Below are 26,347 nucleotides of genomic sequence, written 5' to 3'. Positions count from 1 at the left end.
CTAAAAGTTCATCATTTCAAACACTTGACCATCTTTATCTACGATATGCCCTTTGCCTAGAGCACGGCGCAATATGGGGTGGACCCCCTCAATGGTCGTTTCGGTGAATAGCACTATTCGGTCCCAATCATCTGGCTCTACATTGTGCAAGTACATGTCCAGCCCTATCCCAAAATGATCCGGAAAGGTTATTTTATGCTCGATCGCTGGCCCAGATAAGATAGGTGATCGGGTGGTTGCAATGAAGCCAACCTGACGTGTATCAGGGGAGACCTGCTCGACTGCCTCGGCGTACAGAAACGGTTGCCAAACATGCTCGCCCGTTCCGATCACCAAAATCCGTTTATCACGATCACCCATCGGTGGGACTGGCAAAGTAGAGAGAAGATGGTCACCACCGGACATCTCGTCTCCTTTTAGTCCATTCCGGGGTGAGCTAAAACTGGAGCAAGAATCCGACTCCCAAGGAGGGCACTTTGCCGCCGCAACTGCGGGCAGTTTGGGAAGTTTGGCGCTATCGTCTTGTTTCCAGACCCAGCTGCCAGACATGAGTGACACCGCAACAGTTTCTGTGCCGCCGGTAACAGCCTCAACACAAGCCCGTGCACGATCATCTGACCAGTCTGTCAATGTCACCAGAATTATACGGCCAAATTTTGCACCTTGCGCATACAAACCTTCAGCCAATTGAGCAAAGGTGTTTCCGGTCGTCGTTTCATCATCAACCAACACAAGAGTGCTTTGCGGTCCAAATTCACAATAGGATTCGTCCGGGCGCATAATATTGTGATCTTGCGCATGGCTGTGACCTTCAATGATTGTGAACCAAGGTAATGCATTTCTCATTACGTGGCGCGTCGTGTGGAGATAGCCAATCTTTCGATCAGGAAGCTTCTGGTGTAAACAATCGAAAATACCCGCGCCAATTCCTACCGCAGTTTCAGCATACCCCATAACAAAGATCGGGCCATCCAGCAGGAGCGGTTGTGTTTTCTCAGTCAGAGCCCAAAGTGCATCACGATGTTTGGAGGGAGTGACCGGGATATGGCGCCCTAAAACTGTAGAAACAAAAAGAAAGGCGCGTTTAGGGTTTTGTCGTTCGGCTAGAACAAACAAATTTTCCACATCAACGCGATCAATCCTCAGTTCCAGCTTACCCGTTCGAAAAGCGTACTCTGCGGTTCCGGTTGGAGACGGTGCACAATAATCTAAGCTTTCCACACGCAATAATCCCTTTTTAAAAATAGCCACGTAACTTCCTACAGGAGGGTATTGATGAATACTATACGCGTATTACAGATCCGAATCTGAATGCTCCCTGAGCGGTGTTAGACGTCTATTTAGTCACCTTTGCGGCTTTGCAGATCAAAGCTGGAACGTCGCACTTCAATAATTTTATCACTGGTTAAATTGAATTTGACATTGGGTGCAGCCTATTTGATTGATATTCTATATTTCGTAGCCATATATTTGTTTGTATTAAATTGGTAGAGCGGGAAATAATGATGTCGTTACCTATGGGGGCAAATACCTCGATTGGCAATCCGAACACAAATGTTCATGTTGAATTTCCTGCTGGCTCAAATATTGATATAACCGCGCTCCAGATTTACTCTGGGGGCAAAGTACGCGGCGACGGCGACATGTGCTTTTATAACCAGCCCAGCATCTCAGATGGTGCCGTGAAATTTGAGCAGACCAGCACCGGGGCAACGTTTTTTCTAAACCTGAGCCAGATCCCCCAGGATGCTGAAAAAATTGTTTTCACTGCAACGACAGACGATACAAATCCATTTTCTGCGCTAAACGGGCGTTTGGCGCTTTCGCTTGACAGTACCCACATCGAAATTTCTTGTGAAGGCCGAGAAGAGCGTGCCTTGATCCTTGCAGAGATTTATAAGCGCAACGGCGCTTGGAAAATCCGGCACGTCGGACAGGGATTCAATGGTGGTCTGAAGGCGATTGCTGAACATTTCGGCATCGAAGTTGCAGCTCCCTCCGATGCGCCAGTCACCAGACCCAGCCCGGCACCCAAAACAGTAGCGCCGCCCAAAGTTAATCTCTCCAAGGTTTCACTAACAAAAAACGAAAGCCGTATTTCCCTCAAAAAGGAAGACGGAAGATTTGGAAAGATCCGCGTAAATCTGAATTGGAACCAGAAAAAGAAGTCCAGTGGCCTGTTCGGGATGGGTAAAAGCGGGATTGACCTCGACGTTGGCGCCTTCGTGGAAGGTATCGATGGTACAGTGACGGCTGTTCAGGCACTGGGAAATACTTTCGGGAACTACTCTAGCTTTCCCTACGCTTTTCTTAATGGAGATGACCGCACCGGCGCGACTACGGACGGCGAGTGGCTCGAGATTAACGGCGAACAATGGAGCAAATTACGGCGCGTGCTCGTTTACGCTTTCATTTATGAAGGCAGCCCAGATTGGCGTGAGACTGATGGCGCGATACGTATCCTCGTCCCCGACCAGCCGGAAATTGAAGTGCGCATGAATGAACATGGTTCTCGTGATGGGATGTGTGCAGTTGCTCTTCTTGAAAATGAAGGCGGTCAAATTCGTGTAAATCGCGAAAATCGCTTCTTCAAGGGACATCGCCAAATGGACGAAGCTTACGGTTGGGGTATGAAATGGGTGGCAGGCCGCAAATAAGCCTGCGACATTAATCCACAGGAACGCGTCGCAAAAGGCATCGATTTTGATGTTTTTCGCCACAAAGATTGTGCAAGTTAAACTTTGTGAAAAGTCGAAACTTCGATTGAACCTTAAGGGTTATTAATGTCGGAAAGCCTTTCTCCCGCAGCTCAACCTCCAGAGAATTTCTGGCAAAAGTTACTGCGCTATATCGAGCTTTTTTTGAGCGATGTAGGGAACATACTCCCCCGGTTTGGCCAAGGGGAAGACAGTGTAGCCTTTTCAATCGCCTTAATCGCATTATGTGCAAAGCTAGCCAAAGCAGATGGTTTGGTGACGAACTCAGAAGTGATTGTTTTCCGCGCAATCGTTGAAATTCCGCCTGAGGAAGAAGGAAACGCCATTCGCGTTTTTAACCTATGCAGGCAAGATGTGTCTGGATACCAAAGCTATGCGGGGCAAATACACAAACTTTTGGGCGAAGGTGAACACGCAGATAACCGACGCTGCGATGTGATGGATGCACTGTTTCACATTGCAATGGCTGATGGCGTTTATCACGCAGATGAAGAAAACTTTTTGGAAGAGGTTGCCGAGATCTTTGGCATTTCTCAATCCCGCTTCGAGTGGCTGAAGGCACGCCATATTCCCGATGCCTGGAATGCCAGCATTGTACTCGAAGTTCATCCGGATGCAGCTGCGGATGAAGTTCGCAATGCTTGGCTTGCAAAAGTTAAAGAAAACCACCCGGATCGTCTAATTGCTACGGGAGCGCCTCAAGAGATGGTCGCCCTGGCTACATCACGCATCAAAGATATCAACAAAGCTTACGAGGAGCTCAAGGATGCCAGTGTGCATTACGCTCCTCAATTTTAAAGGAATGAACAATGGCGATTAGCCTTACAAAAGGGAAGCCGCTTTCTTTAACCAAAGAAAGCCCCGGACTTACCAAAATCTTCATGGGCCTTGGATGGGATCCAGTTGAACAAAAGGGTGGTTTCCTTAAGAAAATGTTCGGTGGCGGCGCCAGCGAAATCGATCTGGATGCGTCCGCAGTTCTGTTTGATAAGAACAAAGCCGCTATTGATCTTGTCTTTTTCCAACAGCTAAATTCGCGTGATGGATCAATCAAGCACGGCGGAGACAATCTCACAGGCGAAGGTGACGGCGATGATGAAGTCATCTACGTAGACCTTGCCAAATTGCCGGCTAACGTGGAACACCTCGTCTTTACTGTGAACTCATTTCGTGGACAATCGTTTGACGAAGTTGAGAACGCATTTGCACGGTTGGTTGACCACACTAAAAACCAAGAAATCTGCCGCTATGACCTTAAAGAAAAAGGGCGTCATACCGGTGTTGTTATGGCTTCAATGTCAAAAGAAAATGGCGGCTGGACTATGACGGCTCATGGTACGCCTTGCCAGGGTAGAACCGCAAAAGACATCATCGATGATGCAGTTAGGGTAATTTAATGTCAGAAACATTCTTTGAACGGCTGCGTGCCAAAGGGGCTAGCGCCCGCGCTGCTCTCTCCGCAGAGGTCTCCAAATTTCGCAACCAAACGTTCCTCGATGCGGTTATTGCCGCCTGCGCAATGATTGCAGCAGCAGATGGAAACGTGTCTTCTGATGAAAAACAGAAGATGGTTGCTTTCCTTCAACGGTCAGATGAACTCAAGCATTTCGAGACACCTAAAGTCATCGCAAGCTTTAACAAGTTCATTGAAGGCTTTGAGTTCGATCAGATCATCGGTCGTGGTGAAGCTCTGAAGGCAATTGCACAGCTCAAGGGTAAAGATGATCAAGCTCGTCTCCTTGTTCGCGTTGCATGCGCCATCGGTGCATCAGACGGAGATTTCGATGATGATGAAAAAGCCACTGTGCGGGACATCTGCAAAGAACTCAATTTAGATGCGCAAGAGTTCGGCATTTAACCAAAAAATTGGGCAGCTTACTGCCCAATTTCCTTCACTAGAAAGATCGTAATTACATGCATTCTCTCGCGAGTTATGAACTCGGGGTTCTCGCAATCGGGGCTATTGGATTTGGGCTTTTTCTCCTGATTAAGGGAGGCGACTGGACCATTGAAGCAGCAGCCTGGATCGCTGAGAAATCTGGCCTATCAAAGCTTTTCATTGCGGCTACCATCGTAGCATTTGGAACTTCAGCTCCGGAATTATTCACATCCATCAATGCAAACCTGTCCGGGTTCGCGGGCATTTCCCTTGGGAATGTGGTGGGGTCAAACATTGCAAACGTCTTCATGGTGATCGGGATTTCCGCCATGATCATGCCAATTGCAATTGATCGATCACGTGTGCGCATTGACACCATTGTTATGATCATCGCGACTGTTGTTCTGGTCGGCGGTGTTATAACGGGAACCTTCACCCGGCTCATGGGCCTCCTGATGTTCGCTGGTATTATTGGCTACGTTATCTACCAGTACATGAATGACAGCCTTGGGGACGACGACGAGGATGCTGATGAAGAAGCTGACTTCAGTGGCATGGGCAAAGCGATTCTAACGCTTGCTCTCGGCTTTGGCGCAATGGTTGTTGGCTCCGAGGTTCTTGTTCGAGGCGCAGTCGCTGGTGGTGTAGCGCTCGGCGTAAGGGAAGCTGTCATCGGGATGACCGTTGTTGCTTTCGGCACGTCTTTACCGGAGCTTTCAACTTGCCTGGCAGCCGCGCGCAAGGGCCACTCGGATATGATCATTGGTGGAATTGTTGGCTCAAATATCTTCAACATCCTTTCCATCGTCGCGCTGACTGCAATTGTAAAACCACTTGTAGCAGCACCGGACTTCTTAACGTTCGACATCCCTGCGGTCGTGGTGGTCACTGCCATCTTTGCGGGTTTCTTGTTCTTCATGAAAAGCTTTGGCCGATTAACTGGTGGGCTCTTCACTGCTGGCTATGTTGCTTTCATTTCGTTCCAATACAGCACACTCTTTGTCGGCTAATTAAATCAAGGGGAATTACAAATGGCTTTGTCATTGTCGAAAGGTCAAAACCTTTCACTCACCAAAGAAGCACCCGGTCTGACGAAAACCATTATCGGCCTTGGATGGGATCCACGCTCTACAGACGGTAAGGAGTTTGATCTGGATGCCTCAGCATTCTTGCTGGAAGAAAGCGGAAAAGTACGCTCAGAAGCGGACTTCATTTTCTATAACCAGATGAACTCCACCTGCAGCTCCGTCAGTCACACCGGTGACAACCGTACCGGTGAAGGCGATGGGGATGATGAGAAAATCAAGGTCGATTTGTCGAAGATTCCGCAGGACGTTCAAAAAGTAGCCATCAGCGTGACAATTCACGAAGGTGCAGAACGCAAGCAAAGCTTCGGTCAGGTTGAGAACGCCTTTATTCGTGTTGTCAACGAGCAAACCTCCGCCGAGGTTGTACGCTACGACCTGTCCGAGGACTACTCGACAGAAACCGCCATGGTCTTCGGTGAACTTTATCGCCATAACGGCGAATGGAAATTCCGGGCTGTGGGTCAGGGATACGCCGGCGGCTTGCAAGCTATGTGTTCCCAATTTGGCGTCAATATTTGATTAGAGGAAATTGAAATGGCTGTATCACTACAAAAGGGTGGGAATGTTTCTCTCACTAAAGAGGCTCCGGGCCTCAGCGCTGTAACCATTGGGCTTGGCTGGGATTCACGGGCCACCGATGGTGTTGATTTTGATCTGGACGCCTCTGTTTTCATCTGTGGCGACAATGGCAAAGTCCGCTCCGACAGTGACTTTGTGTTTTACAACAACAAAGAAGGCGCTGACGGCTCTGTCTTGCACATGGGCGACAATCGTACTGGCGAAGGCGACGGAGACGATGAGCAGGTTAAAGTTAACCTGACCAAAGTTCCAGCTGATGTCAAAAAGATCGTTTTCTCGGTCACTATTCATGAAGCCGAAGCGCGTAAGCAGAACTTTGGACAGGTTGAGAACGCTTTTATCCGCGTGATAAACCAAGCCGGAGAAGCTGAGATTGTTCGCTACGACCTCAGCGAAGATTACTCCGTTGAAACCGCGTTGATTTTCGGCGAACTCTACCGTCACAATGAAGACTGGAAGTTTAAAGCGGTTGGCGCAGGCTTTGCTGGTGGGCTTGGACCACTTGCCTCAAGCCACGGTGTGAACATTTAATCTACCAACGACAACCAGTCCGGGCGTAATGCCCGGGCTTTTCATATCAAGCCTCTGAGGAACATCGGATAAGCGCGGACTTACTCTACGCAGCTCTAATCCAAGTTCCTATGCCCTACAGACTGCATATCTTCCTGTCATTACATTCGATACCGAAGCCAGCCAGTTAGCGCCACTCACGGAGCTCGCCGAGTTTCAGCTGCCACACCTGAAGATCAACAGTGTCGCCTCCTTCGCGAAAGCGCTGTCCTTTTCAGCTGACTGTATTGAGCGCGAAGTTCAAATGCCTACTGCGAACACCTAAGGAGACTGCAAGCCTCTGTGTTCGTTATGACTGACGGCTGCTCCAGCCGACGGCTAACAAATATGCCTAGGCCGTATCAGGCAGTTGAACTTAGGAGGAACAAAAGCATCAAACTCAGAGGATTAACTTGTCGAACCACGAAGGAAGGCCAGATAACCAACATCGAGAGCATCAATTTATTGGGGAGATAAATGGTGCCCGAAGGCGGATTTGAACCACCGACACGCGAATTTTCAATCCGCTGCTCTACCAACTGAGCTATTCGGGCACTATCGCTGAGGCCAAGATGTTTTCTGTCCCGCGAATGTGAGCGTGTTATAGGGTGGGAACTTTCTCCTGTCCAGCGCTCTTGAAAAGTTTTCCCAAAACCTTTTAGGGGCTTACATACTTTTCTTTGCTAGGTAGGAGATGAAGATGCACGCACACCCGTGCATCTTCCATTTCAGTCACTTCAGGCAGTTACCAGCGCTGAGTTTACATCCACCCATCCAGATTGCTCATGAGATTTTGCCATTGCGTGCACGAGGCCTTCAATGGCGATCCCTTTTTCAAAATCAATCAGATGGCTGTCTTGACCCTGCAAGCTCTTCAGGATCTCGTTGACCTCGATGATCTTGAGATCATTAAAGCCGAGGCCATGCCCTGCAGCTGGGATGAAGCGGTCATAAGGTGCATGTACCGGACCTGCCAGAACAGTTGTGAAGCCCTGCCCCGCCACATCGCCTTCTGCTTTGTAGACCTGCATTTCGTTCATGCGTTCCTGATCATACAGGATTGAGCCTTTGGACCCGAAGATCTGCACGGCAATGCGGCCCTTCCGGCCCCATGCGGAGCGGTTGAGCTGGAGCGTACCGTTGCCGCCATTTGCAAGCTCAAACAGCACAGTGGCCGCGTCATAGGTCTCAACGGCTTTGTCGTTGCCTGCTGCATCCTTACGGGTCGCGTATGGCTTGGTCATGTGGCACATGACTTTCTCAATACCGAGATCCAGAGCGCTGAGCAGAGACAGTGTATGTACGCCGAAATCATCCAGCGCACCGTAACCGGAGGTCGCACCGCTTTTGATGCCCCACTCATCGGCCGGGTTGGCCATGAAGTCTTCGTCCATTTCCAGACGGACTTGCAAGACTTCCCCAGTTTCACCGGCCTTCAACAGATCGCGGATGCGGCGCATCATTGGGTTTTGAATGTAGTTGTACCCAAGGAAGGTTTTTTTGCCGGATTTGCGAGCAGCTTCCAGCATTTTTCGCGCATCAGCAAACGATGGTGCCATAGGCTTTTCGCAGTAGACGTGCTTGCCAGCTTCCAGCGCCTCAATGGCCATTTCCGGATGGAACTGGTTGGGCGTCGTGATGGAAATAATCTGTATATCAGGGTCCGACAGCATATCGCGCCAGTTGCCCGTTGACTTGGCAAAGCCAAAGTCTTTTGCCCGCGCTGCCGCGAGCTCTTCGTTCACTTCAGCAAGAGTTACCAGTTCTGGCTTTAACTCACCGCCAAACACACCGGAAACAGCATTCCATGCCAAAGCATGGCATTTGCCCATGTACCCGGTTCCAATCAGACCTACGCCGATTTTTTCCATCTCAGTTGTCCTGAAAGCGCCCATTTATTGCGGGCATTGATATAATGGAGAAGCGGCACGATTGGGTAATGCCGCTCCTCAGTCTTCCGTGGGTTCGTGTCCGCTTTAAACGGTACCGCCCAACGATGCTTCCAAGCTGGCGAGCTCCTGCCCACCGGCCATCAAGTCTTGCAGTTCCTCAGCATTGATCTCGCCTTTTTTGGCGGTGCCAAGAGTTTTGCCTCGGTTTAGAACCGTGAAGCGATCTCCCACCGCCATCGCATGGCGCACATTGTGAGAGATAAACACGACACCCACGCCTTTTTTGCGAACCTTATCCATGGTTGCCAGCACATTAGAGGTCTGGCGCACACCAAGAGCAGAGGTAGGCTCATCAAGGATCAGCACTTTTGCGCCAAAGTAAACGGCGCGTGCGATGGCAACTGTTTGCCGCTCACCACCAGACAATGTGCCCACGGCCTGATCTGGCTCACGCAGGCGAATGCCCATTTTTGCCATTTCTTCCATGGTGACAGCATTGGCTTTTTTCAGATCGTAATACTTGAGCGGCCCGAAGCTTTTGGTTGGTTCATGACCCAGCCAGAAATTACGGGTGATGGACATGAGCGGGATCATAGCAAGGTCCTGATGAACCGTTGCAATGCCTGCGTTCATGGCATCACGCGGGCTTTCAAAGACTTGCTTTTTTCCATCCACGAAGATCTCACCTTTGCTTGGCTTATGAACGCCAGACATGGTTTTGATGAACGTGGATTTACCAGCGCCGTTATCACCCAGCAAACAATGGACTTCGCCGGGCATGACAGTGAAGGAAACGCCAGCCAAAGCAATCACAGAACCGAAGTGCTTCTGGATGTCTTTCATCTCAACAATAGGTTGGGACATGATCAACGCTCCCCTGTTACGCGCTTGCGGATCATGTTGTTAAACAACACCGCGATAAGCAACATAGACCCGAGGAAAACCAGGTACCAGTCCTGATCGATGTTGGTGTAGCTGAGACCGATGAGCACCATACCGAAGATGATGGAGCCGAAGAACGCACCGATTGCAGACCCATACCCACCGGTGAGCAAACAGCCCCCGATGACAGCTGCGATGATAGCTTCAAACTCTTTTTGGAAACCACGGCGGGCATCTGTAGAGCCTGCATCCATCACAGTCAGAATTGCGACCAATGCTGCACAACATGCGGTGAACATGAAGAGGTACATCTTCACTTTGCGCACTGGCACACCAGAGTTGCTGGCTGCATTGCTGTCGCCGCCTGTCGCAAAAATCCAGCTGCCGAACCGGGAGCGGAGCAAGATCCAGGTTGCAACGCCTGCAAGTAACATGAACCAGAGGATCTCAACCGGAATGCCATCTACTTTCGGCTTGCCGGATTTGAAGGTATCGATCCAACCAGCTTCTGCGAGCTGATGGAACAAAGGCGTAAAGGCTTCACCGCTGAAGAAATCAGCAAGCCAGCTGCCTTGAACTTTTTCGCGGACACCTCGCAGCTGAGTGGAGCCACCAGTTGCGGCTTTAAGGCCGACCAGAGACAGGCCGCGCAGGATGAACAAAAACGCCAGAGTTACGATGAAGGATGGCAAGCCTGTGCGAATAACGATCTGGCCGTTAATCGCCCCCATTGCCGCCGCAACCATAAATGTGACGATAATCGCAGCATAAAGAGGCAACTCAAATGTCACCATGGCTGCGCCGAAGATGAGGCCAGTAAAGGCAACCATCGAGCCAACGGAGAGATCAAACTCGCCGCCAATCATGAGCAGAGCGGCCCCGATTGCCAGAATACCCAGCTGAGACGCTGGTGTCATAAAGTTCATGATCCCCGCAAGGGTGAACATTTTAGGGTCTGCAGTGAAAATGAAAAAGAGCGTTACGAGAGCTAACCCTGCAAGAGCACCAAGTTCTGGGCGCTTCATAAGCCGGGAGATGAACGAGATTTTTTTTACTCTTTCGTCCGCGCTCTCAACAGCAAGATCGGACATATTATTTACCTCAGTTTGCATAGGTGAGAGGGATGGAGCCCATCCCTCTCATAGCAAAGCTCCTTAACGGATGCCTTTAGCGGACAGCTCAACAACCTGGGCTGCTTTGTCTGCAGTGATGAGGTTTGGACCAGATGGAACGTCGCCACCCGGGATGAGGCCGTACTCAGCATTCAAAGCAAGGAAGATAACAGGCAGGTAGCCCTGCAGGAACTGCTGCTGGTCGATCGCAAACGCTGCGTTACCTTCAGCCACTGCAGTCAGGAAGCCTGGGGACATGTCGAATGTCGCGATGTTTACAGAACCGTTTTTGCCAACAGCTTCAACAGCGGCAACAGCAGGTTCACCTACGAGGGATGCACCGAGTGCCATGATGGTGTCGATGTCATCGTTGGATTCCAGAGCCGCTTTGATTTTTGCTTCAACTTCTGCCGGATCGTTGCCAGTTGGAACAACAGTCACAGCACCACCGAAACCAGCAGCAAAACCATCACAACGCAGGTCAAGAGAAACGTTGCCAACTTCCTGGTTCACACAGATGCCGGTTTTACCGCCCATCTCAGCCAGTTTTGCACCAGCAGCTTTACCAGCGTCATATTCGTCCTGACCTACATGTAAAAGTGCACCGAGCTTGCCAGCAACATCACTACCGGAGTTCATGGAGATAACTGGAATGCCAGCTTCAACAGCTTTGGTGATTGACGGTCCGAGCGCATCACCATCTGGAATGGAAACAACAATCCCATCCGGCTCCTGCACAACCGCTGCATCAATCAGCTGGCTCATAGCAACCATGTCAAATGTTTCAGGAGCACGGTAGGAGACATTTGCGCCGCTGTCTTTGGCTGCTTTGTCTACGCCGTTTTTAACAACAGACCAGAATGGATCGTTTGCCTGACCGTGGCTAACAACGATGATGTCGGTTGCCATTGCCGCAGGAGCAGCCATGATCGCAGCTGCCGCTACGAACGCACGTAAAGTCTTTTTCATTTAAACCTCCCAAGATTGGCGGATGCCAATTTTAAAACAGGGTTTCCCCTTAAGAATCTGATGTTTATCTCGTCCACAAACACCAAACTTCAGATTGCGTTGCCGCATATATAATTGTGCTCAGCCGTCCCACGGGCAAAAGCAGCATCCCACACCCTACCAAGAAGAACCTGGTATCGGCAAATCTGACAAGATCAGATTGCCTTATGATGTGAGACCAAGTGGAGCGCGTGTGACCGGCTCCATGATCGCAGAACTTATCCAAATTATTCTAATTCAGAAAATTCATTCTAAATTTATAGAACATACATTGCTGTTTTTCAAGTTTTGGAATAGCCTTTTTTTATGACACAGAATTTAGAAGCCCTAAGCCCTGACGTTCCTTCAGATTATGAGAGTCTCAAGACGCGTATAAGTATTCTTTCGGACAGCATGCCGAAGCGTCTTCTGCAGTGCGCGCGATACGCTTTGGCGAATCCAGACAGAATCGCCCTCGGCACAACGGCTGAAATTGCGAGTGCTGCTGGTGTGCAGCCCTCCACACTTGTCCGGTTTGCGCAAACACTGGGATTTGACGGCTTTTCTCAGATGCAGCAGATCTTCCAGGGCCAGCTGGTTGGACGCAGCTCCGAATATACTGAGCGCCTGACCAAAATCCGGGAGAGCGGCACGAATACTCCGGGCAGCATCCTTGGAAACTTTGTGGAACGCTCCAAACAGTCCTTAGATGAATTGCTGCGACAAGTGGATACGACGGCCCTTCAAAAGGCCATTGATGCGCTGGCAGCCGCAGAAAACATACATTTACTTGGGTTGCGCCGTGCTTTTCCAGTTGTCAGTTACTTGCATTATACGCTTGGCAAAATGGGTGTGCGGACGAACCTTCTGGAAGGAACTGGCGGCATTCTTGAGGAGCGCATTCAGTTCATCGATGAAACGGATGCCCTGTTTGTTGCCACCTTCAGCCCCTATTCTCCAGAGGTTGTTGAGTTCGCGAGTAAAGCATACGGTAGAGGCGTCTCTGTCATCTCTCTGACAGACAGTGTTTTGTCTCCTGTTGCCCGTGTTTCTTCCACTGTATTGGAAGTGAATGAGGCGGAACACGGGGCGTTTCGCTCGCTCTCCACAACCATGTGTCTGGCATCCTCCATTGCTGTGGCCGTTGGAGATGCGAGAAAGTGGACGTCCCTCTCTTAGAATACCGCTTGGGAATCAAATGGAACGCGCTCACGCCATAACGGAATGAATGCATCATGATTTTTGGAATGCCACGCATTCCATTTTTGAACAGATATTCCACTTGTGAATACTTTTGGAATATGTAATCTTTCAATTATAGCTAATAGTTGTTTGGGAGATACCCTTGAAATCGCTAGATGTCATCACAATCGGCCGGTCTTCGGTTGACCTGTACGGGACACAGGTAGGCAGCCGGCTTGAAGACATGTCTTCTTTTAAAAAGTATGTCGGCGGCTCACCTACGAACATGTCGGTGGGCACAGCCCGCCTCGGATTGAAGTCTGCTCTTATTTCCCGCGTGGGCGATGAGCATATGGGACGCTTCATCCGGGAGCAGCTTGTTAAGGAAGGCGTTTGCGTCGACGGTCTTGTCACTGACAAAGAGCGTTTGACTGCTCTTGTTATTCTTGGCATTCGCGACAAAGAGCAGTTTCCGCTGATCTTTTACCGCGAAAACTGTGCTGACATGGCATTGTGCGAAGACGACATTGATCCTGAGTTTATTGCGCAAGCGGGCTGTATCACAGTAACAGGCACACACCTTTCCAACCCCAAGACTGAAGCTGCTGTTTTAAAAGCGCTGCGTCTTGCCAAGGAGAATGGTGCTCGCACTGCATTGGACATTGATTACCGTCCAAACCTTTGGGGTTTAGCTGGTCATGGTGACGGCGAAGAGCGGTTTATCGCCTCTGCTGACGTGACTGCAAAGCTTTTAAGCCACTTACACCTGTTCGACTTGATTGTAGGGACGGAAGAAGAGTTCCACATCGCTGGCGGGTCAACGAACACACTTGAAGCCCTCAATGCTGTGCGCGGCGTGAGCAAGGCTGCACTCGTGTGCAAACGCGGCCCGATGGGCGCTGTTGTGTTTGAAGATGCGATTGGCAAAAACCTTGATGATGGCCGTTCTGGTCCGGGCTTCCCAATTGAAGTGTTCAACGTGCTTGGCGCGGGCGATGGCTTTATGTCTGGGTTGCTGCGTGGCTGGTTGAAAGATGAGGTCTGGGAAACCACCCTCACCTACGCCAATGCCTGTGGTGCTTTTGCGGTATCTCGTCATGGCTGCGCGCCTGCTTACCCAAGCTGGGAAGAGTTGCAGTGGTTCCTTAAGAACGGTGCGTCTGAGCGGGCCCTGCGCAAAGACAAGATGCTTGAGCAGATCCACTGGTCCACAAACCGCAAGGGCGATTGGTCCAGCATGAAGGTGTTTGCCTTCGATCATCGCTTACAGCTGGAAGACATGGCTGCCAAGGTTGGCGCCTCTGCCGATAAGATCCCTGAGTTTAAAGAGCTCTGCCTCAAAGCTGCTCAGCAGGTTCGTGCTGGCGGCAGTGGTTACGGCATTTTATGCGATGGCCGTCTTGGTGAGGAAGCTCTGTTTAGGGCAACAGGTTCTGGCCTTTGGATTGGCCGCCCGGTTGAATTGCCGGGGTCTCGTCCGCTTGAGCTGGAAATTGGCCCCGATCTGGGCACTCAGCTGGCTGAATGGCCAGCCGAACATGTGGTCAAGGTGCTGTGCTTCTACCATCCTGATGACAGCGATGCGATGAAAGCCAACCACGAAGAGACCATTGTCCGTCTGGCGCACGCCTGCCGTGAAAATAGTCTTGAGTTCTTGCTAGAAGTCATTCCGTCCAAAGTTGGTCCGGTTGATGAAGAGACAACAGCGACCATCATCCAGCGTTTCTATGATCTGGGAGTTTACCCGGACTGGTGGAAACTGGAGCCGCTTAAAACGGATGCTGGCTGGGAAAAAACTTGTGCTGCTGTGAAAAAGAACGACCCTTGGTGCCGCGGCATTGTTGTTCTTGGTCTGGACGCCCCTGCTGAAGAGCTGGCGGCAAGCTTTGAAGTTGCCGCACGCTATGACCTTGTTAAAGGCTTTGCGGTTGGCCGAACAATTTTTGCCGAGGCTGCTGAAAAGTGGCTTGGCGGGCAAATCACCGATGCGCAAGCCGTTGCAAATATGGCTGCTAAGTTTGAAGGCCTCGGAACTGTCTGGGAGCAGGCCCGAGCAAATAAGAAAGAAGTTGCATGAGCACGATCAGACTAACAGCCGCACAGGCTCTGGTTCGCTATCTAGCAGCCCAGAAAACGCCTGAGGGAGACAGCTTCATTGCTGGTGTTTGGGCGATTTTCGGACATGGGAACGTGGCTGGTCTTGGTGAAGCGCTTTATCACGTTCAAGACAAGCTGAAGACCTATCGCGGTCACAATGAGCAAGGCATGGCACACGCTGCCATCGCCTATGCAAAAGCCTCCAATCGCCGCCGTGCGATGGCTGTGACCACCTCCATTGGACCGGGCGCCACCAACATGGTGACGGCTGCGGCTCTGGCGCATGTGAACCGTTTGCCGGTTTTGATGTTGCCAGGTGATGTGTTTGCAAACCGTGCGCCGGACCCTGTTCTGCAGCAGGTTGAGGATTTTCAGGACGGCACCGTGAGTGCTAGTGACTGTTTCCGCCCTGTGAGCCGTTACTTCGACCGTATTCAGCGTCCTGAACAGCTTTTGACAGCTCTGCCGCGCGCTATGGCCGTTTTGACTGACCCTGTTGAGTGTGGTCCGGTTACACTGTCTATGTGTCAGGATGTTCAGGCACAGGCTTACGACTGGCCGCTCAGCTTCTTTGAAGAGCGCACGCTCTCGTTCCGCCGCCCTGCCCCTGATGCAGATGAGTTGGCAAATGCTGTTGCAGCTCTTCGCACCGCTAAAAACCCGATGATCATTGCTGGCGGCGGCGTGCACTACTCGCTGGCAACCGAAGAGCTGAAGCGCTTTGCTGAGACGCACACTGTGCCAGTTGCAGAAACTCAGGCGGGCAAATCTGCTCTGCCTTGGGATCATGCGCTAAACCTTGGCAGTGTTGGTGTAACGGGTTCTTCTGCGGCAAATGCTGTTGCTGAAGAGGCCGACCTCATCCTTGCTGTTGGCACCCGCCTGCAGGACTTTACCACCGGCTCCTGGTCTTTGTTCAAGAACCCTGACCGGCGTATCTTACAGCTGAACGCGGCTTCCTATGACACTGGCAAGCACAATGCCCTTCCTTTGGTGTGTGATGCCCGTGTTGGCCTGCGCTCCTTGAGTGAACAGCTGGGAAACTGGAAAGCCACGACTGAGACCGAAGCACATCTGACTGAGTGGATGTCTTGTGTTGAAGCTGCGACGGCGGCTCCTACCGGCAACGACTTGCCAACTGATGCGCAGGTGATTGGTGTTGTTCAGCGCTCAACCACTGAGAACACAACTGTTGTGTGTGCTGCTGGTGGCCTGCCGGGGGAACTGCATAAGCTTTGGAAGACAGCCAAACCAGGTGGTTACCATGTGGAATACGGCTTCTCCTGCATGGGTTATGAAATTGCCGGCGGTCTTGGCGTGAAGATGGCAAAGCCGGATCACGAAGTTATCGTGATGGTTGGTGATGGCAGCTACATGATGATGAACTCCGAGCTGGCGACTTCCGTCATGCTGGGTCAGAAGATCACCGTGGTTCTGCTTGATAACCGTGGGTACGCCTGTATCAACCGTTTGCAAATGGCAACCGGTGGTGAGAACTTCAACAATCTGCTTGATGATGCTTTCCACGTTGAGCCATCCAACATCGACTTTGCAGCTCATGCCGGCGCTATGGGAGCGACCTCCGAGCATGTCTCAAACCTCGATGAACTTGCTGAGGCTATGGAACGCGCCAAAGCAAGCCCTAAATCCTATTGCATCGTGATTGACACGGACCCGCTGCCAACCACCCAAGCCGGTGGCAATTGGTGGGATGTGGCTGTGCCAGAAGTGTCTGCACGCAAAGAAGTCAATGAAGCCCGTAAGGGTTATGAGTTAGCGCTGGCTGATCAGCGTTTGGGAGACTAAAGCCAATGATCCGTTATGGAACAAACCCAATTGCATGGAGCAACGACGATGATCTTACGCTCGGTGCCCACATTTCGCTGGAGCAGTGTCTGCGTGAAGCTGGCGAGATTGGTTTTGACGGCATCGAAAAAGGCCACAAAATGCCAACCGAGCCAGCTGCTTTAAAAGCTGCGCTCGACCCGCATGGCCTTGCTTTCGTGTCCGGCTGGCACTCTCTCAACCTGCTGGCTCATAGTGTTGAAGACGAGAAGAAGGCCATCCAGCCTCACCTCGATCTTCTCAAAGCCATGGGCTGTAAGGTGTGCATCACCTGTGAGACTTCCAACGCCATCCACGGTGCTGACGATACTGCGCTTTCTGACAAGCCTATGCTTGCCGATGACAGCTGGGAGAAATTTGGCGCGGATGTGGAAGCTGTTGCAACTTACTGCGCTGAGCAAGGCATCTCACTCGTTTATCATCACCACATGGGCACTGTTGTGCAAACGGGTGATGAGATCGACCGCTTTATGGACGTGACTGGTCCGAACACCTACCTGCTGCTGGATACCGGCCATGCCTGGTTTGGCGGCGCTGACCCCGTTGAAGTTGCCAAAAAGCATATGGCACGCGTGCGCCACCTGCATGCAAAGAACGTTCGTCCGGCTATCCGTGATCAGGTTGAAGGCGAAGGCCTCAGCTTCCTTGAAGGTGTTCGCCGCGGCGTGTTCACCGTACCCGGTGATGTCGAAGGCGGTGTTGATTTTGAACCTGTCCTTAAAATCGCGGCAGAGCACGGCTATGAAGGCTGGCTTGTGATTGAAGCAGAGCAGGATCCTGATCAACGCAATCCGTTTACCTACCAGAGCATGGGCCTGAAGGCACTTCGCGAGATGGCTGTGAGCGCTGGTCTTGATCAAGAGGTTACAGCATGAGCAAGCTTCTCGTAAAACCATCAGGCAAAGATGGCAAGGTGCACGACATTACGCCAGAATCTGCCAATTGGGGTTACGTTGGCTTTGGCCTTTACCATTTGGAAGCAGGCGCAAGCGCCAGCGAACTGATGGTGGGTAAGGAAGCGATCCTCGTGATCGTGGAAGGCAAAGCCAACATCATATCCGACGGCAATAATTTCGGTACTCTTGGTGAGCGCATGAATGTGTTTGACCGTGTGAAGCCGTGGTGTGTGTATGTCCCTGCTGGTGCTGAGTGGAGTGCAACAGCTGTCACCAAACTGACGCTGGCTGTGTGCACCGCCCCTGCCAAAGACGGCAGCTACCCTGCCCGCGTGATTGGCCCGGATGACATTCCAAGCGTGGAACGCGGAATTGGCGGAAACACCCGCCACATCCACCCGATTGCGATGGAAGATCAAGATTTTGCAGAGAGCCTGCTGGTGACCGAGGTTTACACCCCTCAGGGCAACTGGTCGTCCTACCCTCCGCATCGTCATGATGAAGACAACTTCCCGAACATGACTTATCTGGAAGAGACGTATTACCACCGTCTCAACCCGGATCAGGGTTTCGGCTTCCAGCGCGTCTTTACCGAAGATGGTGAACTGGATGAGACCATGGCGGTTTCCAGCGGGGATGTTGTTCTTGTGCCAAAAGGCCACCATCCATGTGGATCGCCTTACGGCTACGAGATGTACTACCTGAATGTTATGGCTGGTCCGATGCGCAAATGGCGCTTCCAGAACCACCCAGACCATGACTGGATTGCGCAACGCGACGCAAAACCAGCAAACGCATAACATCGTTTTTTTTTGAAAGATACACTATGACTATTTCAATTGGCCTTTTGGGAGCTGGCCGTATAGGCAAGACCCATGCAAAAGCTGTTAGCCAGCTGGGCAACGCCAAACTGGTTGCCGTTTTTGACCCGTTTGAAGCTGCGGGCAATGAAATTGCAGCGCTGACCGGTGCTCGTGTGGATAGTCTGGATGCGATCATGAATGATCCAGAGATCGACGCTGTGATCATCGCGACGCCAACGGATCTGCATGCAGAACAAATTGAACAAGCTGCCCGTGCTGGCAAAGCGATCTTCTGTGAAAAGCCTATCCATCTGGATGGTGATCGCGTTCGTGAATGCCTGAAGGTTGTTAGCGATACCGGTACAAAGCTCATGGTTGGTTTCAACCGTCGTTTTGACCCGAACTTTGCCGAGGTTAAGCGTCAGATTGAAGCTGGTGTGATTGGGGACGTTGAGTTGGTTCAGATCACCTCCCGTGATCCTTCCCCGCCACCGGTTGACTATGTGAAGCGCTCTGGCGGTCTGTTCAAAGACATGATGATCCATGACTTTGACATGGCTCGCTTCCTGCTTGGCGAAGAAGTTATTGAAGTGAACGCAATGGGTAGTGCGCTTGTCTCCAAAGAGATTGGTGAGGCTGGCGATGTGGACACAGCAACTGCGACGCTGAAAACCGCAAGCGGCAAGATCTGCACCATCACCAACTCTCGCCGGGCAACTTACGGCTACGACCAGCGCGTTGAAGTGCATGGCTCCAAAGGCATGGTATCAGCTGAAAATATGCGCACCACCTCTGTGACTGTCGCCAATGGCGAAGGTTACACGAGCGAACCCCTCATGGACTTCTTCATGGAGCGTTATGAAGCGGCTTACCGCATCGAGCTTGCAGCCTTTGTTGATGCGCTCATCAACGACACTGCAATGTCTCCCAATGGGTTCGACGGCCTGAAAGCCCTCGAACTTGCAGAAGCGGCAACCGATGAAGTCGCAAAAGCCCGCGAGCTGGCAAACGTTTAGAGCAAGCTATTGTGTAACTTGCTCTAATTACTTTAAGCTCACGGCTATTCCTTGCTTTGCAAGGGCCTGCGCACACGCGCCGGACAGCCGGCGGGCCGCTCTTCGCGGCCTGAGCGTTTTGCATTGCATGCCAAACGCTCTCAGTCGCAGTAACTTTTCAAAACCACAAAAGGGCCGATGCATTGTGCACCGGCCCTTTTCTTATTCGCATATTGGATAGGCGGCAGTGTTACGCCATTGATGCCTGGCGGCGGACTGTTGCGATGCGGAAGCGGTTTGCTACATAGGCCCCGTCTGTCAGGCTTGCGTTGCCTGATGGGTTTGCGCCTGTGACGTGGAAGTCAGAGTATGCTGCTGACTGGTTGACGTAGATGTTGCCGGTCAGGTTTATGGAAAGTGGCGCTCCGCCCCATGCATAAGCTTCCGTTGCAGCATCAATCACGTCTTCATTGGTGGAATAAAGCGCTGCTGTGATTGCACCGTGGCTTTTGGCTGAGCCTGCTGCACGTGCAATGGCATCCTCAATATCATCACACGCGATGAGGAAGGAGATCGGGCCAAAGCGCTCCTGCATGTAGGCTTCTTCATTCTTGGCATCGACAGCCACAACAGTAGGCGTTGCAGAGCGTGCACCGTCCATGCCGTCAACGGCTTGTGATCCACGAACAACTTTGCCCAGTTTGCCAGCAGCTTCAACACGTTCCAGCGTTGCCGGGTTTTGGACTGCACCCAGAATAGCTGCGGCCCGGGCTGGATCACCCAGAAGTTTATCGAGGGAGATCTTGATAGCGTCTGCCACGTCGTCAAAGCTCTTCTTGCCGTCGTTGGTTTGGATACCATCGCGCGGAATGAAGATGTTCTGTGGTGTGGTGCACATCTGACCGGAGTAAAGCGACAGGGAGAACGCGATATTGCTTGCCATGCCGCGCAGGTTATCGGTGGAGTGGATGGTGATGGCGTTCACGCCAGCTTCTTCGGTGTAAACCTGCGCGTTGCCTGCATTGTCGCGAACCCACTGACCAAAGGCATTGGACCCGGTGAAGTCGATGATGTTCACATCATCAGAGATGACGAAGTCCTTGGTTTTGGGATCATCTACGGTGTCGGCGGCCAGCATCAGAACGTTAGGATCAAAGCCAGCTTCTTTGAGCACATCACGGCCAATTTTGATGCTAATTGCCATCGGCAGGATCGCCATCGGGTGTGGTTTGATGATGACGGCGTTGCCAGTCACCATGCTTGCGAACATGCCCGGATAAGAGTTCCAAGTTGGGAAGGTTGCACAGCCAATCACCAGCGCGACACCGCGTGGGACGACGCGGAATTTTTTGTCCAGCACGATTGGATCGTGTTTGCCTTGCGGCTTTGTCCAAGTCACTTCATTTGGTGTCTGGGTCATCGCGTCATAGGCGTAGGCCACGGCTTCCAGACCACGGTCTTGTGCGTGCGGGCCACCTGCCTGAAACGCCATCATGAAGGCCTGACCAGAGGTGTGCATGACGGCATTGGCAATGAGGAACGACTTTTTGTTGATGCGCTCCAGCATCTCCAACGCAACGCCGACACGCTCTTCAACAGAGGCACTGCCCCAGCTTTTGCCGGCTGCTTTAGAGGCAGCAATGATGTCCTCAGCAGAGGCATCCTCGTAAGTGACGCCCAGCTTTTTGCCATAGGGCGACGTTTCTGCACCGGTCCAGTTGCCATTGGTTGGCTGATCCAGCTTGAACGGGTTGCCTAGCAGCGCTTCAAATTCTGCCGCCTGATCATCCTTGGCCGTCTCGCCATAGATTTTGCCCGAAGCGATCTCAGGATAAGCCGACCAGTAGTCGCGAGATTTACTTGTCTTTACCGCTTGGAAAAGAGTGGCTTTGTGTGCCTCAAAAAATTTACTCATCATTCCTCCTCGAATGACCTAGGACTACCGCAGCGTTTCTTCGACCAAGGTGTTAGTTGAATGCCGATTGACAGCGGTTTCACTTCCAGTCAATAATTAACCGACCGGTCAGTCATTTCAAGTAAAATTTGCTAGGACCATCGACCAGCCTACGAAGTGATTAGGTTTTCCAGAGGGCTCTCCTCATGAATTTAGAAGTTCATCGGGAGCGTTTTGGTGGTTCACTTAGGCTTTGCTGACTGACCTAACTGGAGGGAGAGACAATGAGCGAATTGAGCGTCGTTTCTGAGCAGAGCATTCTGGTGGAGGTGAATGACACCTACCACGTGATCACGCTGAACCGCCCGGATAAGCTGAACTCATTTAACGAGGAGATGCATCGCGCACTCTTTGCGGCACTTGAAGCAGCGGACGGGGATGAGACGTGCCGTGCTATCTTGCTGACCGCCAGTGGCAAAGGATTTTGCGCCGGTCAGGATCTGGGGGATCGCGTCAAGCCCAGCGCTGATGCTCCGCCGCCTGATCTCACCCAAACGATTGGGGATTTTTACAACCCACTCATTCGCAGGCTGAAGTCTCTAAGTATTCCTGTTGTGTGTGCTGTAAACGGTGTAGCAGCTGGCGCGGGCGCTAACATTGCGATGGCGTGTGACATTGTTATCGCCTCTGAAAAAGCCAAATTTATTCAGGCGTTTGCCAAGATTGGTCTGGTGCCGGATTCTGGTGGCACTTACTTCCTGCCGCGCCTTGTTGGCTCTGCCCGTGCTCGTGGCCTTGCCCTATTGGGAATGCCAATTGGTGCTCAACAGGCGGAAGACTGGGGCATGATCTGGAAGGCTGCCAGCGCTGAAACCTTCCTTGAGGAGGCAACCACTTTAACGCAGCAACTTTCTGTTGGGCCAACCATTGGTCTTGGTTTGATCAAGCAAGCGCTGATTGCTTCTGAAGATAACACGCTGGACGAACAGCTTGATCTGGAACGGGATTATCAGGGTGAAGCTGGCCGGACACCGGATTATCTGGAGGGTGTAACTGCCTTTATGGACAAGCGTGTTCCTAACTATTCAGGCAAGCGATGATGGACAAACAGAACCTGGCGGAGGCCGTTGCGGCCTCCATGTGGACGGAAGACGAAGCCACCCGCGCTTTGGGTATGGAACTGAAGGAGATTGCGCCGGGACGGGCGTCTCTCTCCATGACCGTGCTGCCCAGTATGACCAATGGCCACAAAACATGTCACGGCGGCTATATTTTTACGCTTGCAGACAGCGCTTTTGCTTTTGCCTGTAACAGCCACAACCAACGTGTTGTCGCGTTTCAGTGCTCCATCACCTATCTGGCACCCGCTTTTGAGGGGGATGTTTTGACAGCCGCTGCCGTTGAAGTGACCGTTCAGGGTCGCTCCGGCATCTACGATATTCACGTGTGCAATCAGGACGGCGCACGGATTGCAGAATTTCGCGGAAACTCACGCACCATCAAGGGTGTCCATATCGAGTTAACGCCTTGATTTTTTAATTCCTACCAGCATTTGAGGAGGAGAAAATGTTGGATGTTATTGAACGTAGGTCTGATCTAGACCCTATTGAGACAGCCAGCCGCGAGGAGCTTGCAGCTTTACAGCTGGAGCGCATGCGCTGGTCGCTTAAACATGCCTATGAGAACGTGGAGCTGTACAAAACGAGATTTGATGCAGCAGGTGTGCACCCGGATGACCTGAAAGAGTTATCCGATCTTGCCAAGTTCCCGTTTACGACAAAACAGGATCTGCGCGACAATTACCCGTTTGGTATGTTTGCTGTGCCGCAGGAGGAAATTTCCCGCATCCACGCGTCTTCTGGCACCACCGGAAAACCGACCGTTGTTGGCTACACCAAGAAGGATATTGAGACCTGGGCCGGTGTCGTTGCCCGCTCTATTCGTGCCGCTGGCGGTAAGGCAGGCGATAAAGTGCATATCGCCTATGGCTACGGCCTGTTTACGGGCGGCCTTGGTGCTCATTACGGCGCTGAAGCGGCGGGCTGTACAGTCATTCCCATATCTGGCGGTATGACAGAGCGTCAGGTGCGGTTGATCGAGGATTTCAAACCCGAGATCATCATGGTAACCCCCTCTTACATGCTCTCCATTTTGGATGAGTACCGCAAAGAAGGGCTGGACCCGCGTAAGAGCTCCATCAAGATCGGCATCTTTGGGGCTGAGCCATGGACCAACGCCATGCGTGAGGAGATCGAACAAGCGTTTGATATGCACGCGGTGGACATTTACGGATTGTCCGAGGTTATGGGTCCCGGCGTTGCGCAGGAGTGTGTGGAGACCAAGGACGGCCTGCACATCTGGGAGGATCACTTCTATCCGGAGATCATTGATCCGGTAACGGGTGAAGTCTTGCCAGACGGGTCTGAGGGCGAGTTGGTATTCACCACGCTCACCAAGGAAGGCTTGCCTGTTATCCGTTATCGCACCCGTGATCTGACGCGTTTGCTGCCGGGAACGGCCCGCAAGATGCGCCGTATGGAAAAGATCACCGGTCGTTCAGATGATATGATGATTGTGCGCGGCGTGAATGTATTCCCAACGCAGATCGAAGAACAGATGTTGCGCTGTGAGGGGCTCTCCCCGCATTACCAGATTGAACTGCACCGCGTAGGCCGCATGGACAAGCTGTTGGTTAAACTGGAAGCCACAGAGGCGGCCCGCTCTGATGCAGATAGGGCAGCAAGTGCTAAGGAACTGGCGGTTCATGTGAAAAACAACATTGGAATCTCGGTTGGGGTAGACGTAGGCCTGCCAAACTCCATAGAACGAAGCCAAGGTAAGGCGAAGCGGGTTGTAGACCTGCGGCCCAAGGAAGAATAACGGACTATACAATGGCGCGCACCAGAGCAGCGGATTACGACGACAAACGCAAATCCATCTTAAAGCTATCGGCGCGCGCCTTTGCGCAGCATGGCTACGACAAAACATCGATGGCGCAGATCGCGAAGATCTGCGGCTTCTCCAAGGCGCTTCTTTACCACTACTATGAGAACAAGGAGACGTTGCTGGTGGACATCATCGGCACGCACCTTGACGAGCTTGTGGAAGCTGTGGAGGCCGCAGCAGCCCGAGAACAAACACCGCTGGACCGGTTGCGGGCGCTCAGTCGTACCCTGCTGCTGGCCTATGAGGATGCAGATAGTGAACATAAGCTGCAGATCAACGAGCTTTCCTTTTTGCCTGTCGAGAAAAAACAGCGGATTATTGAGCTGGAGCGCAAGCTGGTTGCCATATTCGCCAGTGCAGTTGCGGAGACCAATCCGCAGCTCAGTGATGGGGATGCGCTGGTGAAACCTGTAACCATGAGCCTGTTTGGTATGCTCAACTGGTCGTATCTGTGGTTCAAGCCCAATCGTGATTTGAGCCGTGAGGGCTATGCAGATCTGGTGGTGAATATCCTGCTTAACGGCTCTCAGTCTATTCCACCCCAGCCCGCCAGCTGACCTTCGGGCGAAAGGCCCTTGTTTGACGCTGCCCGGGCCACTTTCCGGGGATACCTCTTATTAGTCTTGCAGACTCAGGCCAAGCTCCTCAAACTTATAGCCAACACGCATGCATCGCGCCTATGAATGCTGCTGCTATAAGAAACTGGAGCCCTGCCCCCATCATGACAACTGAACGCGAGAAAATGGAAGCGGGTGAATGGTATACCTGCATCGATGATGAGCTTGAGCTCATTCGCCAGGCCGCACACCGAGCCGTGCATGAACATACGACATTGCATCCAGATAAACGCGGCTGGGTCAGCCCTGCCCTTCGCGATGTTTTGGGAACTTGCCCAGAGACCACATTGATTGAGGCGCCGTTTCACTGCGCTTATGGCATCAACATTCACTTTGGTGAGCGGGTGTTTTTGAATGCGGGATGTACTATTTTGGATACCGCAGCCGTGCACATTGGCGCACAAACAATGCTGGGGCCAAACGTGCAGATTTACTGCGCTCAGCACCACAAAGACCCGGTAAAACGCATTGCTGGATTGGAGATCGCCAAGCCGGTCACAATCGGCGAGCGCGTCTGGATTGGTGGGAGCGCCATCTTAATGCCCGGTGTGACCATTGGTGATGAAGCCATTGTGGGTGCAGGCAGTGTGGTGACAAGGGATGTACCTGCTGGTGCAACTGTGGTTGGCAACCCGGCGAAGATATTGAAATCTCACTAGGATTGCGTTGACAATGGCAATTGCGGCACTCAAACTCTACGTGTAATCTATTAGCCCGTACCATTTCCCCTCCAACGATATGTGATCCATGCAACTCTATTACGCTCCAGGCACTATCTCTATTGCCGTCGCCATTGCGCTTGAAGAAGCGAAGCTTTCTTACACCACGCATAAGATTGATTTTAAAAATCCAGATGTGAGCCGACCAGAGCTCTTGAAGGTCAACCCAAAAGGCAGAGTGCCTGTGCTGGTGACGGATCAAGGCATCCTGACGGAAGCCGGTGCGCTGCTTGACTATGTTGCAGCGATGGCCCCGGATGCTGGTTTGGTGCCAACTGATCCTTACAAGGCTGCTAAAATGCGCGAAGTGATGTACTATCTCGCGTCCACCATGCATGTGGCCCACGCCCATAAGCTGCGCGGTGCACGTTGGGCGGACAAGCAGGAAAGCTGGGATGATATGCGCTCCAAGGTGCAAGAAACCATGACAGCCTGTTGTGCCTATGTGGAAGAGAACCTGATTGCCGGTCCTTATGTGCTTGGAGACACGTTCAGCATTGCTGATGCCTACCTTTACGTGGTCAGTTCGTGGCTCAAGAGCGATGGCGTTGATATCACTCCGTTACCTAAGTTCCATGCGTTCCAGACGCTGATGGACCAACGCGATAGTGTGAAGGCCGTTAAAGCTGCGGGCATGATGTAGGCCCGTTTGTTGATGCCAACAGATT

At 51.9% G+C, this 26,347-nt stretch carries 25 protein-coding genes and 1 tRNA gene; 19 read left to right on the top strand and 7 right to left on the bottom strand.

The genetic code is table 11. The features are described from left to right. Positions 1-1,251, bottom strand: coding sequence for a phosphoribosyltransferase domain-containing protein (locus BLS62_RS08265; RefSeq protein WP_093179233.1), 1,251 nt, complete (start codon positions 1,249-1,251; stop codon positions 1-3). Between the two features lie 233 nt (positions 1,252-1,484). On the opposite strand from BLS62_RS08265, the gene BLS62_RS08260 reads away from it, so the two are divergent. From BLS62_RS08260 to BLS62_RS08230, 7 genes are all read left to right on the top strand, one after another. Beyond that, a complete protein-coding gene (locus tag BLS62_RS08260) occupies positions 1,485-2,657 on the top strand; it encodes a TerD family protein (RefSeq protein WP_200798490.1) in 1,173 nt (390 codons plus the stop codon). A 126-nt stretch (positions 2,658-2,783) separates the two neighbouring features. Then, positions 2,784-3,515, top strand: coding sequence for a molecular chaperone DjiA (locus tag BLS62_RS08255; protein ID WP_093179227.1), 732 nt, complete (start codon positions 2,784-2,786; stop codon positions 3,513-3,515). Between the two features lie 11 nt (positions 3,516-3,526). After that, a complete protein-coding gene (locus BLS62_RS08250) occupies positions 3,527-4,114 on the top strand; it encodes a TerD family protein (RefSeq protein WP_093179224.1) in 588 nt (195 codons plus the stop codon). Further along, positions 4,114-4,575, top strand: coding sequence for a tellurite resistance TerB family protein (locus tag BLS62_RS08245; protein WP_093179221.1), 462 nt, complete (start codon positions 4,114-4,116; stop codon positions 4,573-4,575). The genes BLS62_RS08250 and BLS62_RS08245 overlap by 1 nt, the downstream gene beginning before the upstream one ends. Before the next feature lie 56 nt (positions 4,576-4,631). Continuing rightward, a complete protein-coding gene (locus tag BLS62_RS08240; protein WP_093179218.1) occupies positions 4,632-5,606 on the top strand; it encodes a calcium/sodium antiporter in 975 nt (324 codons plus the stop codon). A 21-nt stretch (positions 5,607-5,627) separates the two neighbouring features. After that, positions 5,628-6,203 carry a TerD family protein gene (locus BLS62_RS08235; protein WP_093179215.1) on the top strand — a complete coding sequence of 192 codons (576 nt, stop codon included), beginning with the start codon at positions 5,628-5,630 and terminating at the stop codon, positions 6,201-6,203. 15 nt (positions 6,204-6,218) lie between these two features. Continuing rightward, complete coding sequence (locus tag BLS62_RS08230) at positions 6,219-6,794, top strand: TerD family protein (protein ID WP_093179212.1); 576 nt, start codon at positions 6,219-6,221, stop codon at positions 6,792-6,794. Between the two features lie 496 nt (positions 6,795-7,290). Here BLS62_RS08230 and BLS62_RS08225 read toward each other — a convergent pair. From BLS62_RS08225 to BLS62_RS08205, 5 genes are all read right to left on the bottom strand, one after another. Continuing rightward, positions 7,291-7,366: transfer RNA gene (locus tag BLS62_RS08225), tRNA-Phe, on the bottom strand. Between the two features lie 183 nt (positions 7,367-7,549). Further along, positions 7,550-8,683: a Gfo/Idh/MocA family protein gene (locus BLS62_RS08220; protein ID WP_093179210.1), complete on the bottom strand. Its 1,134-nt coding sequence runs from the start codon at positions 8,681-8,683 to the stop codon at positions 7,550-7,552. A 105-nt stretch (positions 8,684-8,788) separates the two neighbouring features. After that, a complete protein-coding gene (locus BLS62_RS08215) occupies positions 8,789-9,568 on the bottom strand; it encodes an ATP-binding cassette domain-containing protein (protein WP_093179206.1) in 780 nt (259 codons plus the stop codon). 2 nt (positions 9,569-9,570) lie between these two features. Then, positions 9,571-10,698 carry an ABC transporter permease gene (locus BLS62_RS08210; RefSeq protein ID WP_208990751.1) on the bottom strand — a complete coding sequence of 376 codons (1,128 nt, stop codon included), beginning with the start codon at positions 10,696-10,698 and terminating at the stop codon, positions 9,571-9,573. Between the two features lie 42 nt (positions 10,699-10,740). After that, positions 10,741-11,667 (bottom strand): sugar ABC transporter substrate-binding protein, encoded by a 927-nt coding sequence (locus BLS62_RS08205; protein ID WP_093179200.1) that lies wholly within the window; start codon positions 11,665-11,667, stop codon positions 10,741-10,743. 345 nt (positions 11,668-12,012) lie between these two features. Between BLS62_RS08205 and BLS62_RS08200 the strand changes: the two genes are divergently transcribed. The 6 genes from BLS62_RS08200 to iolG all read left to right on the top strand — a co-directional run bounded on the left by BLS62_RS08200 (position 12,013) and on the right by iolG (position 19,524). After that, positions 12,013-12,864 (top strand): MurR/RpiR family transcriptional regulator, encoded by an 852-nt coding sequence (locus BLS62_RS08200; RefSeq protein WP_093179197.1) that lies wholly within the window; start codon positions 12,013-12,015, stop codon positions 12,862-12,864. Positions 12,865-13,030: 166 nt separating this feature from the next. Then, the gene (gene iolC, locus BLS62_RS08195) at positions 13,031-14,944 is read left to right on the top strand and encodes a bifunctional 5-dehydro-2-deoxygluconokinase/5-dehydro-2-deoxyphosphogluconate aldolase (protein ID WP_093179194.1); all 1,914 of its coding nucleotides are present in this window, start codon (positions 13,031-13,033) and stop codon (positions 14,942-14,944) included. Next, a complete protein-coding gene (iolD, locus tag BLS62_RS08190; RefSeq protein ID WP_093179191.1) occupies positions 14,941-16,770 on the top strand; it encodes a 3D-(3,5/4)-trihydroxycyclohexane-1,2-dione acylhydrolase (decyclizing) in 1,830 nt (609 codons plus the stop codon). The genes iolC and iolD overlap by 4 nt, the downstream gene beginning before the upstream one ends. A gap of 5 nt (positions 16,771-16,775) precedes the next feature. Further along, positions 16,776-17,684, top strand: a complete 909-nt coding sequence (gene iolE, locus BLS62_RS08185; RefSeq protein WP_093179188.1) for a myo-inosose-2 dehydratase — start codon at positions 16,776-16,778, stop codon at positions 17,682-17,684. Next, positions 17,681-18,505, top strand: coding sequence for a 5-deoxy-glucuronate isomerase (iolB, locus tag BLS62_RS08180; protein WP_093179185.1), 825 nt, complete (start codon positions 17,681-17,683; stop codon positions 18,503-18,505). Before iolE ends, iolB begins: the two co-directional genes overlap by 4 nt. A gap of 26 nt (positions 18,506-18,531) precedes the next feature. Further along, on the top strand, positions 18,532-19,524 hold the full coding sequence (iolG, locus tag BLS62_RS08175; protein ID WP_093179182.1) for an inositol 2-dehydrogenase: 993 nt from the start codon (positions 18,532-18,534) through the stop codon (positions 19,522-19,524). 229 nt (positions 19,525-19,753) lie between these two features. Here iolG and paaN read toward each other — a convergent pair whose 3' ends face one another. Next, positions 19,754-21,418: a phenylacetic acid degradation protein PaaN gene (paaN, locus tag BLS62_RS08170; RefSeq protein ID WP_093179180.1), complete on the bottom strand. Its 1,665-nt coding sequence runs from the start codon at positions 21,416-21,418 to the stop codon at positions 19,754-19,756. 263 nt (positions 21,419-21,681) lie between these two features. On the opposite strand from paaN, the gene paaG reads away from it, so the two are divergent. The 6 genes from paaG (at position 21,682) to BLS62_RS08140 (ending at position 26,322) form a co-directional block, all read left to right on the top strand. Then, a complete protein-coding gene (paaG, locus tag BLS62_RS08165) occupies positions 21,682-22,497 on the top strand; it encodes a 2-(1,2-epoxy-1,2-dihydrophenyl)acetyl-CoA isomerase PaaG (protein WP_200798489.1) in 816 nt (271 codons plus the stop codon). After that, positions 22,497-22,928, top strand: a complete 432-nt coding sequence (gene paaI, locus BLS62_RS08160) for a hydroxyphenylacetyl-CoA thioesterase PaaI (RefSeq protein ID WP_093188631.1) — start codon at positions 22,497-22,499, stop codon at positions 22,926-22,928. Before paaG ends, paaI begins: the two co-directional genes overlap by 1 nt. Positions 22,929-22,963: 35 nt before the next feature. Next, the gene (gene paaK / locus BLS62_RS08155; RefSeq protein WP_093179174.1) at positions 22,964-24,277 is read left to right on the top strand and encodes a phenylacetate--CoA ligase PaaK; all 1,314 of its coding nucleotides are present in this window, start codon (positions 22,964-22,966) and stop codon (positions 24,275-24,277) included. Between the two features lie 11 nt (positions 24,278-24,288). Next, positions 24,289-24,900, top strand: a complete 612-nt coding sequence (locus BLS62_RS08150; protein WP_093179172.1) for a TetR/AcrR family transcriptional regulator — start codon at positions 24,289-24,291, stop codon at positions 24,898-24,900. A 161-nt stretch (positions 24,901-25,061) separates the two neighbouring features. Beyond that, on the top strand, positions 25,062-25,619 hold the full coding sequence (locus BLS62_RS08145) for a sugar O-acetyltransferase (RefSeq protein WP_093188630.1): 558 nt from the start codon (positions 25,062-25,064) through the stop codon (positions 25,617-25,619). Between the two features lie 88 nt (positions 25,620-25,707). Continuing rightward, a complete protein-coding gene (locus BLS62_RS08140; protein ID WP_093179169.1) occupies positions 25,708-26,322 on the top strand; it encodes a glutathione S-transferase family protein in 615 nt (204 codons plus the stop codon). The last annotated feature ends 25 nt before the right edge of the window (positions 26,323-26,347 follow it).

This window comes from Pseudovibrio sp. Tun.PSC04-5.I4 (genome assembly GCF_900104145.1).
GTDB lineage: Bacteria > Pseudomonadota > Alphaproteobacteria > Rhizobiales > Stappiaceae > Pseudovibrio.
Note: the sequence above shows the minus strand (reverse complement) of the source record. Positions and strands in the feature narration are given on the sequence as shown.